This is a genomic window from Vibrio sp. 10N.222.52.C3 (assembly GCF_041474195.1).
Classification (GTDB): Bacteria; Pseudomonadota; Gammaproteobacteria; order Enterobacterales; family Vibrionaceae; genus Vibrio; species Vibrio crassostreae_C.
This window is the reverse complement of the sequence record NZ_JBFRTQ010000064.1, coordinates 1-15,811: the sequence shown is the minus strand read 5'-3', so window position 1 is coordinate 15,811 and position 15,811 is coordinate 1. Positions and strand designations below refer to the sequence as shown.

At 44.2% G+C, this 15,811-nt stretch carries 12 protein-coding genes and 3 pseudogenes; 6 read left to right on the top strand and 9 right to left on the bottom strand.

The window, feature by feature from the left end; genetic code table 11:
- Window positions 1–74: 74 nt before the first annotated feature.
- From AB4517_RS11070 to AB4517_RS11055, 4 genes are all read right to left on the bottom strand, one after another.
- The gene (locus tag AB4517_RS11070) at window positions 75–218 is read right to left on the bottom strand and encodes a hypothetical protein (RefSeq protein ID WP_017059112.1); all 144 of its coding nucleotides are present in this window, start codon (window positions 216–218) and stop codon (window positions 75–77) included.
- A 25-nt stretch (window positions 219–243) separates the two neighbouring features.
- Window positions 244–519, bottom strand: coding sequence for an HU family DNA-binding protein (locus AB4517_RS11065; RefSeq protein ID WP_017059113.1), 276 nt, complete (start codon window positions 517–519; stop codon window positions 244–246).
- 356 nt (window positions 520–875) lie between these two features.
- Window positions 876–1,571 (bottom strand): VC0807 family protein, encoded by a 696-nt coding sequence (locus tag AB4517_RS11060; RefSeq protein WP_372148346.1) that lies wholly within the window; start codon window positions 1,569–1,571, stop codon window positions 876–878.
- A gap of 321 nt (window positions 1,572–1,892) precedes the next feature.
- Window positions 1,893–2,465 carry a YceI family protein gene (locus tag AB4517_RS11055; protein ID WP_229647247.1) on the bottom strand — a complete coding sequence of 191 codons (573 nt, stop codon included), beginning with the start codon at window positions 2,463–2,465 and terminating at the stop codon, window positions 1,893–1,895.
- 276 nt (window positions 2,466–2,741) lie between these two features.
- On the opposite strand from AB4517_RS11055, the gene AB4517_RS11050 reads away from it, so the two are divergent.
- Complete coding sequence (locus tag AB4517_RS11050) at window positions 2,742–3,458, top strand: DUF1826 domain-containing protein (protein WP_372148347.1); 717 nt, start codon at window positions 2,742–2,744, stop codon at window positions 3,456–3,458.
- Window positions 3,459–3,801: 343 nt separating this feature from the next.
- Entirely contained in the window at window positions 3,802–5,688 is a 1,887-nt protein-coding gene (locus AB4517_RS11045; RefSeq protein WP_229647248.1) for a methyl-accepting chemotaxis protein, read from the top strand.
- A 106-nt stretch (window positions 5,689–5,794) separates the two neighbouring features.
- Here the strand turns inward: AB4517_RS11045 and AB4517_RS11040 are convergent, their stop codons facing one another.
- Entirely contained in the window at window positions 5,795–6,196 is a 402-nt protein-coding gene (locus tag AB4517_RS11040) for an ACT domain-containing protein (RefSeq protein ID WP_017069835.1), read from the bottom strand.
- 145 nt (window positions 6,197–6,341) lie between these two features.
- The gene (locus AB4517_RS11035; protein WP_017059121.1) at window positions 6,342–7,235 is read right to left on the bottom strand and encodes a LysR family transcriptional regulator; all 894 of its coding nucleotides are present in this window, start codon (window positions 7,233–7,235) and stop codon (window positions 6,342–6,344) included.
- Between the two features lie 160 nt (window positions 7,236–7,395).
- Here AB4517_RS11035 and AB4517_RS11030 point away from each other — a divergent pair, with 160 nt between their 5' ends.
- From AB4517_RS11030 to AB4517_RS11020, 3 genes are all read left to right on the top strand, one after another.
- Entirely contained in the window at window positions 7,396–8,295 is a 900-nt protein-coding gene (locus tag AB4517_RS11030; RefSeq protein ID WP_102393121.1) for a Vmh family MBL fold metallo-hydrolase, read from the top strand.
- Between the two features lie 310 nt (window positions 8,296–8,605).
- Window positions 8,606–9,421: a TauD/TfdA family dioxygenase gene (locus tag AB4517_RS11025; RefSeq protein WP_017059123.1), complete on the top strand. Its 816-nt coding sequence runs from the start codon at window positions 8,606–8,608 to the stop codon at window positions 9,419–9,421.
- A gap of 256 nt (window positions 9,422–9,677) precedes the next feature.
- The gene (locus AB4517_RS11020; protein WP_372148345.1) at window positions 9,678–11,726 is read left to right on the top strand and encodes a response regulator; all 2,049 of its coding nucleotides are present in this window, start codon (window positions 9,678–9,680) and stop codon (window positions 11,724–11,726) included.
- A 150-nt stretch (window positions 11,727–11,876) separates the two neighbouring features.
- Here AB4517_RS11020 and cqsA read toward each other — a convergent pair whose 3' ends face one another.
- Together cqsA and AB4517_RS11010 are read right to left on the bottom strand one after the other, a co-directional pair.
- On the bottom strand, window positions 11,877–13,058 hold the full coding sequence (gene cqsA, locus AB4517_RS11015) for an alpha-hydroxyketone-type quorum-sensing autoinducer synthase (protein ID WP_372148344.1): 1,182 nt from the start codon (window positions 13,056–13,058) through the stop codon (window positions 11,877–11,879).
- 289 nt (window positions 13,059–13,347) lie between these two features.
- Window positions 13,348–14,634: pseudogene (locus AB4517_RS11010) on the bottom strand (PLP-dependent aminotransferase family protein); the annotation flags it as partial.
- Between AB4517_RS11010 and AB4517_RS11005 the strand changes: the two are divergent.
- A pseudogene (locus AB4517_RS11005) lies at window positions 14,625–15,347 on the top strand (DMT family transporter); the annotation flags it as partial. The pseudogenes AB4517_RS11010 and AB4517_RS11005 sit on opposite strands and share 10 nt — an antisense overlap.
- Window positions 15,348–15,464: 117 nt before the next feature.
- Here the strand turns inward: AB4517_RS11005 and AB4517_RS11000 are convergent.
- Window positions 15,465–15,602, bottom strand: a pseudogene (locus AB4517_RS11000) (GTP-binding protein); the annotation flags it as partial.
- Window positions 15,603–15,811: the final 209 nt, after the last annotated feature.

Sequence of the window (15,811 nt, the reverse complement as noted above, 5' to 3'; positions counted from 1 at the left end):
AAATTATTTACAGGGTCTTAGAACGATAACAAACTATCACCTTGCTTAAGCCTAAACTTTAGTTCTTATATAAACTAAAGTTCTAACAGTTTAGCCAGTTCACGCTCTTCGAGAAGCTCTTCAATGCGTTGACGAGTCTTAGGCGTTTCGGCTTGCGCTTTAGTCGACTTGCCTGCTTTTTTGCTTCGGCTCGTTTTCGCTTTTTCCTTAGTCGTCATCGTAATCTTCCTTGTGTTTTTTGTGTTACAGGTTGCACGTCTCTTTTAGTGCCTTGCCCGCTTTAAATGCTGGCGTCTTTGATGCGGCAATCTGAATCTCTTCTCCGGTTCGCGGGTTACGACCAGTGCGAGCAGCTCGAGAGTTAACTTTAAAGCTACCAAATCCAAGGATCGATACGTCATCACCGTTCGCAAGCGAAGTAGAGATACCTTCAACTAGCGCATTTAGTGCTGTGCCTGCTTGGTCTTTTGAGATGTCTGCAGAAGTCGCGATGTGTTCAACTAATTGAGATTTGTTCATAATCTATATTCCTTATTGAGTACGGCTGGCGTCTACCTTTAGCACCTAGCTTATGCGATCTTATCAACAGCGATTGAAATAATGTCAGTGAGCGGGTAGAGCTTTGTAAAGTAACCAACAGAATTGACTATAAAAGCATCTGTCGGTTCAATCAATGCAATTCATTGATTATTATTGGTTTATAGACATGTTGCCCAAATTTACTTGAGAAAAGAGCATTAGGGTTGCCCGTTCGATTCATAATCCAAATCGAAGCTGTCATCTATCACGTTGATAACGAAAGAGTAAAAACAAAGAAGCCCAGCTTAATTGCTGGGCTTCATGTTGTGCTGTCAGAGCGATTTGTTAATTCAGAACTATTTAGTAATAAAAATTTGTTCTGATTCTAGTGATGTCATCGTGCGAACTTGACGCCAAATGTAGTAGAAAATACCTAACATCATCAGCATGCTTGGGATGGCGATTGCTGGGTAGCTGTAAAGTGTCAGCTTGCCAAGTTCTTCATTAAAGGCAGCGGTGCCAGCAGGGCTAGTCACAATCCAAGTCGCTAGGAAGTAGTTCATAGCTGAAGAAAATGCGAAAGTACTCGCGAATAGGTAGTTGGATGTCATTAGACAACGATCAAACTTTGCTTGGTTACCGAACTGCTTTAGGCGCTCTTCAATAAGAGAGATATTTAACAGGGCCGGTGTGAAGATAACTTTCTGGATAAACGGGTAGCGGGTGAAGGTTGAGCCCAGAACCGCCAAACCAATTAGACCAGGGATTAATGCTTCTTTTAGTGCTAACCAACGAGTGTCTAGCTCAAAGAAACCAATACCGCCCGTCAATAGCACGCTTACAAAGCCGAGCGCAGCGATGAAGTTGAACTTCTTATTGCGGATTAACTCCATGCCACCATAAGCAATAGGGAAGGCAAGGGCAACAAGCAAAGCTAAGCCTGTTCCGAGATGCTCATCTCCACTGAACTTCATTAAAATGAATGAAGGAAGAAAGACGTTAAACACGACTTCGAAAAGAGGACTCGATTTTTTGTTTTCTGTGTTACTCATAATTTCTAAATACATTATGTTATGGATTTATTCTCAGGGATTGTTGTTTACCTCGCCCAAGATGTAAAGCCTTAACACGTCATGCTGTGTAACGACATGTGACATCAACGACATCTCTGAGCCTATATAACGCTCAATTTAATACTTTGTGAGGGATGTTTATCTGGCCGACTTGGGGAAATCGAGTGGAAATTTTGGTTTAGTTTATTCAAACCTAATTCAGTTTATTGCGTTGTCGCGTACTCTCACTCACATTCACCGCTCTTAAACGATTGATGAATGTGAAATGAGGCAGAACAGAAAGGAAGAGTTATAAGCCCATTATTCGTCGAAAAGTAGGTTAAAGCTCAAAGGGATTTGGTCGGAAATCGCTAATCCACCCACGGTCGCTGAAAGTTTGTTTAGATTCTCTGTAGATATCCCAAAATCAGCGCCGTTGACGATGATTGTCGAAGCTGAGCTAACCATGACAAACCCTGAGGATGGAACCACCACAACTGGGAAGTCGATCGTTTTGGTTACGCCGTGTAAAGTAACTTCCGCTGCTACTGTTGTTCTTTTTGGATCACCAGATAGCATCGACGGTTCAACCTTCCCAGAGATCTTCACTTCAGGAAAAGTCATCGATTCAAAGTAGAGTTCATTCAGTCTCTGGTCACGAATAGCGACTCCGGTGCTCACGCTTTTCAAGTCCAATACTATTGAAAACTGGCCCTCTTCGGTAAGCCCTCCAGACATAGGTTTGATGGATGCGGGCTCGACAACAAACTGCTTTTTAATGGTCGCGAATGTGATGTTCGATAACTTCGGATCTAATGTGTAGCCCGACTCCGCGAAAGATTGAGCGGAGATAACGGTGCATAGGAGGCCGAATGTAGAGATTAGTTTTTTCATAAGTTGTCACCAGATTGATGAATTCACAGGTTTACGTTCTTGAGTCGTACGTTTTTAAAATGACTTTTTGGAAAGAGTGATTGAGAGAAGCTTAGTTCAGCATTCGAAAAATTACCGCAGGAAAAGAAGAGCGTCGCTGTATTACTGGAATCATGATCGACGAAGTGACTTGTTTATTTTTAGTTATGTTATAACATAACTAAAATCACTCTTGCCAAGAATAATTATTCTGTTGGTAAAAGGGAAGCGATGAGCATGTATCAAGGAGACGACGTAATGAATGCCGTGTTAACCAAGCCTTTGGCTACCAATAGCAGCCAGCCACTCAACATTAGTTCAGCTGTGAGTATTCAGGATAAGGCAAATCACAAGCCAAGCTTGAGTGCTTCTGAGCAGCCAACGGTATTAGCGGATATCTACCAAAGTGATATTAATATAGCGGTATGGCAGCGACAGTTTGATGAAGGCTTAACGACGGCAATTAGTGAATTTATCGCCTTGAATCCAAACTTTAGTAAGTCTGTTAGCGTGTCACCTGAAAATGCTTTCGATAAGTTGGTATTTGCCACCGATGGCACCGCCTCTAAAGCGCTGTTAGAAAACATGGCAGAGCTGGTGGATATGTTCTGTTGTTTGTTTGAGCTTGAAGAAGTCGGGTTGCGTTTAGCCGTTCTGAATAAAGCGATGTGTCCTCGTTTTCATTTTGACCAAGTTCCTTGCCGCTTAGTGGCAACCTATCATGGTGTTGCGACTCAATGGTTGCCAAACGACTTAGTCGACCGTTCTAAGCTAGGGCTAGGGGCTAACGGAAAGCCTGATTCTGTTTCAGGCCTGTACAACGACGAATCTGACATCCAGAAAATGGCCAGTGGTGATGTTGCGTTATTAAAAGGGGAGCGTTGGAGTGGCAATGAGAATAGAGGCCTTGTTCACCGTTCACCAGTCACTTCATCTGACGAAACACGATTGCTGTTAACGTTGGACTTTGGTTGATCAACTTTTGACTACTTTGTCCGCAACCTGTTTCTATTCAGACGTTCAACACGTTTAAATACCTTCCTAATGATCTAACGGTATAGCGCGATCTGTGCCGTTATTACTCTCAAACAGAGACACTCATCAGCTGACCATGTTTAACACATTAATTCAAAATTTAGAGTTTACCATTCTCTAAATCAATGGGTTACGATGCGTGCACTTACTCACATATATCAATATTTCAGTTCCTCATCGGTTTCTTAATTTATTTTAAAGCGTAAAATATATCCCGCTTGCAAACCGCTTTGGCAATCAATTTGTTCGCCACGGTTTATTACTTCCAAATTATAGGTTTCCTATGTTCAAGAAACTCTCGCTTAAAAATAAGCTGGCGATTTCAGCCAGTATGGCTATTATCCTGGGGGGGATTTTGGTCGAGGCATTGTCTTTTCGTGCTTCACTGCAAAGGTTGGATATTGAAGTTGAACAGCGCTTAGAGGGCGCATCGGCTTCGTACAATCAATATGTATCGGATTGGATCTTATCCAAAGAGCGTGCGCTTACTTCTCTTTCGAAAGAGTCCAAACAAGAAAGCTTGGTGACTCATCTAAAACAGGTTCGTGACTCAGCCTCTTTTGATAATGTCTTCTTGGCATTTCCTGATGGTTCGCAAAAGAACGCGAACGGTGTTGTGTTGCCACCGGGCAATGATGATCCACGCGTATGGGGTTGGTACACCAATGCGGTTGCGAACCCAAGCAAGGTGTTCATGGATAACCCAACGGTTGCTGCAGCAACTGGGGCGAACGTTGTTTCATTAGGAACAGCAATGCAACTGCATGGGCAACAGGTTGTGTTGGGTGCTGATGTAGAAATTACAGACATCTTAAACAGTCTAGAGCAGGTGATTCTTCCAGGTGAAGGTTACATGTTCATCGCGACCAATAAGGGCACGGTTTATACGCACCCTGACACTAAGTTACTGAACAAAAACATCAGCTCACTTGGGTTAGATTTTGCGGACGTACAAAAGGCGCTGACTAGCGGTAAAGACACTTCTATCGAGTTGAATGGCAGCGACTATGTTCTGTACGCACGTGCGATTGATGGAACGAGCCTGATTACTGTGAGCGTTGTTAACCATGACTCTCTGGTTGCGCCACTATTTGATGCAGTGATTGGTCAAGTGTTGGTGACGCTACTTGTGGTGATCGTATGTACCATACTGTTTAACCTTTTGTGTACTATTCTATTCCGCCCGTTGAACCACGTTTCTCAAGCACTGGCGCAAATCGCGAATGGTAGTGGTGATTTAACTCAACGCATTCATGTTGAAAACCAAGATGAAGTGGGCGAGTTGGCTCATAACTTCAATACCTTTGTTGGAAGCTTACAGCAGTTGATTGGCCATATCCGTGGGCAGTCAGAACAGCTAAACAGCCAGTCAGAGCAAAGTACTCAACGTGCGAACCGTTCTGTGGATGAGCTTAACCATCAACAGCAAGAAATCACAATGGTGGCAACGGCTGTAACGGAAATGGCCTGTGCAACTCAAGAGATTGCATCGCATGCCGAGCAAACAGCAAAAGCGGCACAAGACTCAGCGACAAGCACTAACAGTGGTCACGCTCTGGTCGTCGACACTAAAGGTTCTATCAATAACCTAGCCAATGAAGTGAACGAAGCAGGTAATGTGATTAGCGAACTTAACAAGCATGCTCAAGAGATCTCGACTGTACTCGCAACGATTCAAGGCATTGCAGAGCAAACCAACTTACTTGCTTTGAATGCTGCGATTGAAGCGGCTCGTGCTGGTGAACAAGGTCGTGGCTTTGCTGTGGTTGCTGATGAAGTACGTGTGCTTTCGCAGCGCACTCACTCTTCAACAGAAGAGATCAAATCAACGATTGATATCCTGCAACGCACGACAGCTCAGGCGGTTGAGCTGATGGAGAGCAGTTCTAAGTTGGCAATACATTCAGTAGAAGATGCCGATCGAGCTTCGCATGCGCTTGAAGAGATCAATACTGCAGTTGCTTTGATCAGCGATATGGCGACTCAAATCGCGACGGCTGCTGAAGAGCAAACACATGTGACGGGTGAAATTACCCAGAACGTGACGACCATTAAAGATGTTACCGACCACTTAGTTGTGGGCGCACAGGACAGCTTAACTGAGTCGAACGAACTTAAGAGCCAAGCCGCTGGCTTAAGTGACAAAGTGGCGACTTTTAAGCTTGCTTAACTGGTTCGCTCACTGATGCCTGATCAGTGAGTGCACGTTAAGCAATAAGCCAAAGCGACGTAGATTACGTCGCTTTTTTTGTATTTGTGAGTAATCGAATTCTTTACTAATCTACTTCTGAAAACTCTTTCAGCGCACTCATTGCAGCTTCTGCTTTGTCTTTTTGAACGAAGATGTGGTCGTGATAGTAGCCCGCAACCACGTTAGCGCTAATGCCGTAAGAGCCAAGCTTTGTCGCAAACGCCGCCGTTAATCCAACCGCTTCAAGGCTCGAATGTACCGATAAAGTGATAAGGCTAAATACACCGTCGAAGTTTAGCTGAGCTTTGGTCGCAACGTCTTCTTCCAGAACCAGCGTTAAACCTTCTTTCTCACGAAAAGTTGAGATTGGATTGAGCTGAACATAGTCTGTTAACGCTCCGTCGACAGTACAGAAAACATAGTTGCCTTCAATGAGTTCTGGTGACATGGACTTTAACAAAATGTCTAAATCGGTAATGGCAGTCATAGTCAGTTTCCCTGCGTTAATAAGCTAATTGATGATGTATGCAGTCACGATAGAAGCAACTGACAGTTAAGTAAAATTAATGATTTTAATTCTGCATCAGTTTTACTAATGGCAAGTTTTCCTCCTTAGTGATGGCATCGTACTTCTACCAACTTGTCGATTGTTCCATCTCGTCAGATAAATGGTCGATAAAGGCTCTTAACAGCGGTGTGACTTGTTTACGCGTTCCATAAATAGCATGAACACCGAGCGTTTTAGGTTGCCATTCAGAAAGCAGTGGCACTAATAGACCATCACGCATCAAGGTTTCCACTGAAGGGAAGGGCAGTAAACAGATACCGTTGCCTTTGAGTGTGGCAGAAAGCAGAACCTCTGAGGTGTTTGCACTGATATTCCCTTTAATCGGAACCGATTCGAGCCCATTGGGGCCATTGAACGTCCAAGCGGTTTTGCCAAAGTAACTGAACGATAAACAGTTGTGGTGCGCTAGATCTTGGGCTTCTGTGGGTGTGCCTTTCTCTTTTAGATATTGAGGCGATGCGCAAATCACGGAGCGGCATTCACCGATCTGCTTCGCGACAATATTGGGCGTCAGTTCGTTGGTTATGCGAATGGCCAAATCGATGCGTGACTCAACCAGGTTGACGGTCTGATCAGTCGAGATAATGTCGATAGAAACCTCTGGCCATTTGGCGATGAAGCGACTAATTGATTCCATCAAGAAGCTATCGACAATCGAGTAGCTCGCAGTAATACGCAGCTGACCTTTTAAATGCTCTCGGTTTTGGTTTCTGATCCCAGCTAGGGATGTTTCCAGTGCCAAAAGTTCTCTGGCGACCTCAAGTGTTTCTTTACCTGCGCTGGTTAAACTCAAGCTTCGTGTTGTTCTGTGAAGCAAGCGTGTGTCCATCCATGTTTCTAACTCACCCAAATAACGAGTGACCTTGGTTCGTGAGAGATCAAGGTGCTCTGCCGCTGCGCTCAAACTGCCACGTTCCACTATGGTGACAAAGACATTCATTGCCTCGAGTTTATCCATTGTTTTATTGCCTAGAGAATTAAACCGACCTCAGTATATGTCCGAAAACTGCAATAGTTAAAGTCAATTTGATATCTATTTCATCTAAAAACAATCAAATAAGATATTTGGACATTCAACGAGTTGGCAGGTGTTCAACTCCAAGTATCGGAATAAAGCCATGAATACGTTATCGAAAAACCTGTTATTAAAAAGCATGCTTTTAGGAACCATAAGCCTAGGAACCGTGCTGGCATCAAGTGTTGCTTTAGCTGTGGATCTGAACATCACTCACTATAACCCCGGTGAGAACGCGATATTCCCTGCAAGCTCGGTATTGGTTTCGGGTGAGAAAGAAGTGATTCTATTTGACGCACAATTCAGTGTCGCAGACGGACAAAATTTGGTGGAGCAAATCAAAGCCACAGGCAAAAAATTATCGATGGTTTACATCAGCAGCGGCGACCCAGATTACTACTTTGGTTTGGAACCGATAGTTTCGGCATTTCCTAACGTTAAAGTCGTTGCCAGTGAAGCCGTTGTCGCGCATATCAAACGCACCAAAGATGCAAAGCTTGAATACTGGGGGCCTATATTAGAAGGCAACGCGCCCTCTAAGGTGATTGTTCCAATGGTGATGAACGACACAACATTAAGCATCGAAGGTGAAACCATCGAAGTGAAAGAGATAAATACACACCAAGCTTACCTATGGGTTCCGTCTGAAAAAACGGTGTTTGGTGGCGTGTCGGTGTATAGCGGTGTGCATGTATGGATGGCAGATACTGCATCGAAAGAGATTCGTAGCCAGTGGTCACAATCGTTGGAGCGTATGAAAGCACTAGAGCCAGAGGTTGTAATTCCGGGTCACTATTTAGGTGAAATGCCAACAGGAATAAATGCAGTTCACTTCACGAAGGATTATGTGGCTGATATTGAAAAAGCGTTGGCGAGCAAAAGTAATCCAACATCGGTCGAGATCAGTGATTACATGAAGAAAGCCTACCCGAAATTTGAGGCTACGGAAGGCGATTTAGAACTTGGCGCGAAAGTGCTAAGCGGCGAAATGGCTTGGCACTAGAGTTGATTATCTCGGTTGTGTCCCAGAACAGTCTGAAGATTGTATGCTAGATTTATTGGTGATACACAACTGGAGATATCGATGATCTGGCTTTCAGTGAAAGTACTACAGATTGGACTTGTCTATGGATACAGGAAGTATCAAAAAACGAAAAGAGCTCCAGCTTAGGAGCTCTTTTTTTGTTTCGGAGAGACGACTTTCTATTTCAAGTGAGAAAGAAAATCAGCATTTACCCGGTTTACAGTTAGTAGTCAGATTAGCCTAGTAGCCAGATCCGCCCTGCAACTCAATATCACCAATAAGCGAAAGTATGTTGAAAATAGAACCCATTACTCCTCACATCGGCGCTCGTATTCACGAACTAGAGCTTTCTACATGCAGTGCTGATGAACTCGATAAGGTGTATCAGGCACTTATTGCCCATCAAGTGATCTTTCTCGACGGGCAGACTTTGTCTCCAGAACAACACTTGATGATTGCACAGCGCTTTGGAACGTTAGAACCTGCACATCCTTTCTTCCCTCGCGTGGAAAGTGCGCCACAGGTGAGTGTGATTGAAACAACCCGTGGCAATGCGCCAAAGGAAAGTTATTGGCATACCGACTTAACGTGGCGCAGCTTGCCGTCGAAAGCTTCCCTGTTGCATGCTCAACACATTCCAAGCATTGGTGGTGACACTATCTGGTGTTCTATGACTGCGGTTTTTGAATCTCTACATGAAGATATGAAAGCTAAGTTGAGAGGGTTGTCGGCGACTCATTCGCTTGTGGCCTTTGAAGGTATAGAATCAGAAGACATTGATCTCGATTGGCACAAATCCTTGATTAAAACAGCACAGGAGAATCCGCCAGTGGTTCACTCTGTTGTTCAAGTTCATCCTGAAACGGATAAAGAAACGCTCTGTATCAATGAACAGTTTACTCGTTATATCAACGAACTCGACCGCAAAGAGAGTGATGTTTTACTCAGCCAACTGTTTGAAATTGCGAGACGCCCTGAGTTTCAAGTTCGTTTCAAATGGGACAACGGCTCAATGGCGATCTGGGATAACAGGGTAACGCAACATTACGCAGTGATAGATTACGGGGATACTCCAAGAAAAATGCATCGAGTAACAGTGACATAGCAGTAAGCTGAACACAGTTATCAAAAGAACACCGCGCATGCCCATCCCTGAACCAAGCACTCGTACTTAAATTTAAGCGTCAGCAGGGTGCATCATTCATCTACGCTTAATAATAAAAACAAATGCGTTGGTACATATTTGATTGAAACCTCACTGCTCGGACGTGATGTGTAATATAATCGGCGCCAAAATATAAGTATAAAAACCAAATCATAGAATTAATAAACGTCAGGGCTTAGAGAGCAAAGTATTTCGTATGAACGCGATTCGTAAAGTTTACCAGTACGCAGAACCGAATTTAACCCTCGTGGGTTGGATGGGCTTTGTCGGCTTTCCAATTTACTACATTGTGTGGGAGTTTTTGTTCCCGCAACCCTACGAAAACTTAGCGCTTCGCCTGTTTTGCTCGGTATTGTTCTTTGGCATTATATTTCGCAATCGCGTCCCATTTGAATGGCGAAAATACCTTCCGGCTTATTATCAAGTTGCCGTAACTATCTGTTTGCCAGGTTTCTTCTTCTACATGCTGCTAATGAATAATTGGTCCAACGTTTGGGTTATGTCATTCATGTCGGCTATTTTCCTCCATATTTTATTGGTGCACGTGACGAGAGTGATGTTTGCACAAACCTTTGCCGGTATTGGGATTGCTACCTTGTGCGCTTGGATTGCACAAGGCTTCTACCTCGAACTCACAATGGATTGGACGCATGTGCCAATCTTTTTGTTTATCTACTTATTCGGCAACTTGTTCTACTTCCGCAATCAGGTGGAACATGAAAACAAGGTGTCATTGGCGAAGTCTTTTGGTGCGGGTATTGCCCATGAGATGCGAAACCCTCTAAGCGGATTACTTACCTCTATTGATGTCATGCAGTCCATATTGCCGAACCCTAAAAGTGGCGATCAAAAAGGGCAATATGCGTTAAGCAATGAAGAAGTGATTCAGTTGCGTGAAGTGGGCGATGAAGCGATGGAGATCATTCATTCCGGTAACGAAACGATAGATCTGTTACTGACTTCAATTGATGAAAACCGAGTCTCTCGATCTACGTTTAAGAAGCATTCAGCGCAAGCGGTGGTTGAGGATGCGATAGACAGTTTCAATTACAAGCGCTCTGCTGATAAGTCAGCAATCTCCTTGGATGTGCAGAGTAACTTTGAGTTCTTGGGTAGCGACACCTTGTTGAAATACGTCATGTATAATCTGTTCAAGAATGCGTTCCATCATCGTAGCCCTGAAGATTTTCATATTCATGTCACCATGTTCAGTGATGAAGTGACGAACCAGATAATGGTGACGGATAACGGCTCTGGTATTTCGAGCGATATCATTCGTCGTATTTTCCAAGACTTTTACACCACAGGCCAGTCGGGTAATTACGGTTTAGGTTTGCCATTTTGTCAGAAGGTCATGCGCTCGTTTGGTGGTGAGATTAAATGCCAGTCTGAAGTGGATCAATGGACACAGTTCACGATGATTTTCCCATCTTTGACTTCCAATTCGGTAGAGGAAATCAAGAGCGAACTGACTAAACTCAAGACGGTGCTGATGATCAGTGATCAGACAGTGCTTTCCAGTAAAATGACTGAAATCTCTCGCTTTATGGGTTTTGACCTAGAGATTTTGGATGTGGCATCAGCGCTTCAGAATAAGGAATATCAATTTGAGTTCGACTTGATTTTCGTTGATATGGAGAGCTTGGATTTAAGAGCTAGTTGCCTCGATAAGATTGAATCGTTACTTTCGTTCACTGAGGCGCGAATCATTTACTTGTATGAGCGTCATCCTATCAAGCGTGTACGTAACATTTCTTTCGAGCCTATTTGGGTGGAAACACAAGTCTGGCTACTAAATACTGAAGCGACCATTGACCGTTTACTGTTTGACTCCAACTACGTGATGCCATCGGTTGCTGTAAAACCGCTAGAGGCCACCACTAGACGTACGATTATGGTGGTCGATGACAATGAATCTCTACGCCGATTTACGGCAATGTTATTGGAAAAACAGGGCTTTGATGTTGTGCAAAAAGAAGACGGACAACAAGCCTTAGATGCGCTTGATACCGACGAAATCGACTTGATCCTAATGGATATTGAAATGCCAATCATGGACGGTGTTGAAGCTTCTCGCCGAATTCGCAGTGCCGACAAAGAATACTCTTCGGTGCCGATTATTGCTCACACGGGTGACAGTTCTCCCGTTACCTTGGAAAAGATGGAATCATCAGGCATGTCGGACTTTATTGTTAAACCTGCCGATAAAAACCGACTGTTTGATAAAATTGCTCACTGGATTTAGCGGGTGTAATAGTCTGAAGTTCACGGCCATTGGGTAGACATAGATTCAAGAAAGAGCTCAGCGAATTGCTGGGCTCTTTTTGTATCGCGACATGATAGCGTCCATTCAGTCCTGCCGTTGGTGTTGGTTATAAATATGGTTCGAAAAAGGTTACACGAACTCTAACTCGGGGTGATGGTACGCTTCGTGACAAACCGTGAGCACATGGTCAATGTCTCTTGGTGTCATATCGGCATTCACTGAAAAACGGATGATGTTTTTGTTCTTGCCAGTCGCAGGGCGGCAGAATACCGCACCGAACACATCACGTTCTTCTAAGAAGTCTCGCACACGCTCCGTGTTTCTTTCATTGCCGCACTCTAGCGCTACAATTTGAGACTCACTGCGGATATTAAAGCCAATTCGCTTTAGCCCCGTAGTCAGCGACTTAGCCCGATTGAATAAGGCTTCTCGTTTGTCTTCCGCACCTTTGATCACCTCCAACGTTTTCTCTAAACGAACCACTTCTTGTGGTAACACTGTTGAGCTAAAAATCGCAGGGTACGCCACAAACGGCAAGGTTTTAGACAGTTGTTTAGGGCCAAGGATTGCCCCAGCGCGATAAGCAAAGGTTTTTGCCAAGCTAACGGTGATGAAGTCGACTTGCTTGGTGAGCCCCAATGCTTGCACTAAGCCTGCACCATTCTCTCCATGTGTACCCAGTGAATGGGATTCATCAACGACGACCGCACAATCAAACTCTTGCGCCATTTCGTAGATGTCGCGCAGTGGGGCAATGGTGCCTATTGTGCTGTAAACCGAGTCGACAACAATGACACCTGAGCCGTGGCGCTCTAACTGTTTGCGTAGGTGATTCATATTGTTATGCATAAACGGATGGGCAACTGCGCCGGCAGCCCGAATCCCTTCCCATAGCGACATGTGTGCAAGGAAATCAATATACACAGGTGTGCCCGGTGGGCAGATGGTTTGCAATAGCCCAATATTGGCCGCCCAGCCCGATTGAGAAAGCAAACAGCTCTCCATTCCAACATAGTTCGCAAGCTTAGTTTCGAACGCAGGTTTAGACTGATCATCTTGTAAGAAAATGGCAGACATCACCACGTTGTCATCGTGCTCACAGATCGCCGCTTGATGGGCTTGTTGGATCTGTTTGTTGTGTGACAGCGCTAGGTAATCATTGCTCTGCATCACAACGGAATTACGCTGGGGGCGTTTACCCAATACTAAATGCTTCTGGCTTTGGTTCTGGGTAATCAGGTCTTGAATATAGAAGTTCAAGCGTTCTTCGATAAAGGAAGGTAGTGGTTTGTTTTTTGTTTTATCACTCATAATAGTTCTCTTCAAATACAGGAAAACGCCAGCGCTGACGGCTGTATATTGACGATAAAAAGTGATGTGTCATTAGCCAAGTTGCATAATTTTGTGGGTGCTTGCAAACTCAGCATTTAAGGGTTTTGAGGCGAGTGGGTTTCCTTACGGTTCGGGGCTTTACCCGAATTAAGATAGGAATAATAGCCTTCTTTTTTATGACAAAAGGCTATTAGAATTCGGCATTCGAAGGCATTTAAAAAAGCGGATTTTGAAAGGCTACGTGCTACGTGCTACGTGCTACGTGCTGTTAGCTGTGAATATGGATAAGCTCGATTAAGGCATCCAATTGCTGCTTGGCTCCACCCTCTAACGAATACCCAATATTGATGCGTAAGCAATTGCTGTAAAGGTCGAGAGTGCTGAACAGGTGTCCAAGCCTAATATCAATGTTCTTCTCGGTAATGCCCTGAGCAAAGGCTGACTGGTTCAAGCTTGGGATTTGCAGCCAAAGCACCATGCCACCTTGTGGATTACTTATCTTCACATCTTGAGGAAGGTGCTGAGCCAAATAACTTAGGTATTGTTGGCGCAAAGACAAGATCTGAGTGCATCTTCTCCTGACGTGCTTAGCGTATTGGCCAGATCCAATAAAGTCAGCAACCGCAAGCTGAGTGGGCAGGGCAACGCCGTAGCTCGCAGCTGAGAACTGAGCCTTGTATTCGTTGATAAACCTGCCCGGCAAGCAGCATCCCAAACGGTAACTCGGTGACAAATTTTTCGATACTGATCCACACCATAAGACATATCCGCCTTTGTCTTAGTATTTCGCGGGGAGTGGTGTGTGTGAGGAGTAGGACAGTTCAAGATACACATCATCTTCAATGATCGGCACTCGATAGTGATTCGCTAATTCAGCCAGTTTCTGCTTTTGAGTGGCTGACATGTTGATCCCTTGAGGGTTCATATGAGAGGTACAAAAGATCGCGGCATCGACTTGTTTATTTTTCAAATGCGCTTCCAGTTGTTGCAAGTCGACACCATCATCTAGAGACGGGATCTCGATGATTTTTCGCGACATTTGTCCGAGCAATTCCAGAATACCGTTGAAACATGGCGAGCTAATAGCGATGGTGTCGCCTTCTTTAGTGCAAGATTCAAGTGCGGCCTTAATCGCAGACATACAGCCAGCCGTAATCACCATCTCTTCAGGTGAAAAGTGCACATCGAGCTTGGCAAAATGAGTGGATAATGCCTGTCGTAAAATCGGCTCACCTTGTGTATCTGGGTAATGGTTAAGCCTGTTGCTCATACGCCTAATAGCGCGACGAAAACTTCGTTCCAGTTCAACGATCGACTGCTCATCATTAGTGGTGCTCGAAACCCCTAAAGGCCCATTGATTGAGTTGTGAGTCGATGAGGTTTGCCTAACGCTGGACACCTTACTCTCAAACTGTGCCCACTCTGGGGTTGAGTGAGCAGGTTTATGAGGAGAAACAAAATATCCCGCTTGCGGTCGAGAATGAATCCAACCTTGTGATTCCAGTTTTTGGTAGCAGCTCACCACGGTCGACATGCTGATCGCCTGTTGCTTGGCGCTACTTAGTCAGTTATGGCTTTGTGTTCGGTGTGGGTATCTGGGGTATGGCTTCATGGTCGATCACTGCTGGTTTATCGTCTGGGCTTTCATCGGTCTTGCTTTCAACCAACGTATTAATCGGCATGGCGGTTGGCGTGTGGTTGTTCAAGGAGAGTGCTTCTATTCGTAAATTATTGGGTGCGATGCTAGCTATGTGTGCATTGGCGGTATTGGTATCTGCAGCTACGGGTAATGTCACCGTTAATGGCGTGATCTTGATTATGATTGCGGCGTGCAGTTGGACCTTGATGGGCGTGATTGTTAAGGCATCGAAAACCACTCAAGCTTTTGCGTTCAATGTCTGGGGGATGCTGTTTGCTCCAGTGCCATTTGCCGTGATGTTACACGGTGACCAAATAATCTGGCAGGGCATCGAACAATGGGATTGGAACACGACGATTGCGGTGCTGTTTCAAGCTTACCCAACCATGCTATTTGGTTATTGGGTATGGAATAAGCTGCTAATCCAATACCCTTTAAGCACGACCGCGTCGTTAACCTTGTTAGTGCCTATCTTCGCATTGATTAGCGGTTACTTTATGTATGATGAGGTGCTGTCTGTGGCTCAGGTTGTTGCATCAATACTGTTTCTTGTCGGGATTGGTTTGATTGTGAAACCTGCGAATACAACGAATACCAAAGCGACACAAACACTTGCTGAACAAAAATGATTGAAGAAAGCTGATATTGCATGAGCAGCTTTGAATGACAAATAAGACTTCGCACTTGTGAGGTCTTATTCTATGTCGAAGAAGTGAAGTTATTTAAATAACCAACTTACTAAGCAATCAACTAACCATACACGCAAGTAACTGGCTCTCAAGATCATCGTCTATTTCTAGACCGATCATTTCTATTCTGATTTCGATACACTCATCGAGTTCTGATTCCGTCAAGCCATCCTCTGTTAAGTTGTAACCGAAAACCTCAAAAGAACATAGGCTTTTATAAGTGAATTCGAATTAAATTCTGAAATGATACAAATCTTATATTTAATAACGCTTATTTAGTAACCTTTGTTGAGTCCCATATCAAATCAAGTGGCTGATTTTATTGGGTATCGGAGAAAAGTCTCAAAAATTATTATTTAGTTCGCTAAAGTTTTAAATTCTATTAATGGTTGTTTGTATGGAAT